Origin of the sequence: Mycobacterium sp. UM_Kg1, from assembly GCF_000972925.1 — a bacterium.
Taxonomy (GTDB): domain Bacteria; phylum Actinomycetota; class Actinomycetes; order Mycobacteriales; family Mycobacteriaceae; genus Mycobacterium; species Mycobacterium hiberniae.
Genome location: NZ_JRMK01000346.1, coordinates 1 through 494 on the forward strand (window position 1 = coordinate 1; position 494 = coordinate 494).

The window sequence follows — 494 nt, forward strand, 5'->3', positions numbered from 1 at the left end:
CCCGCCAGCCGCGTACCTAACCTCTCAGGTCAGTACATCTAGTCAGTCGCGCGGCTGTCCCGGGCCCGGCGGGGGTTGCCATTGCACGGTGTCGTTCAGACTCCGCCGCGGGGTGGCCGGCAGCGGATCGGCGTTGATCGGAGCCCAGCCCACCCGCAGCAGCATCTGCGGGTAGCCACTGGTTCCGAACACGTCTCGGCGCACCGCGGCACGGGTTTCGGCGATCTCCAGCGGTTCGGTGACCGGGCAGCTGGCCAGCCCCAGCGCCGTCGCGGTCAGCAGGACCACGCTGGTGGCCTCACCGGCGCGCAGCTGCGCCAGCCGATCGTCGGCCTCGGTGCCCAGCGCCAGCATCACCGCGCGATCTTCGGCCGCCTCCGCACCGGGCGGCTGGGCCAGTGCCGGACCGGCGAAGAACCGGCCGGGGATCGGGGCGTGGGTGTCGGGCACCGGGACGCTGCGCGCCGGAACCCCCGCCACCTGTCTCTTATACA

1 protein-coding gene is annotated in these 494 nt (G+C 72.5%); it reads right to left on the bottom strand.

What is annotated here, in order from left to right:
* Positions 1-42: 42 nt before the first annotated feature.
* A partial coding sequence (locus LI92_RS21475; protein WP_046322638.1) for a nitroreductase family protein occupies positions 43-494 on the bottom strand: 452 nt, incomplete at its 5' end.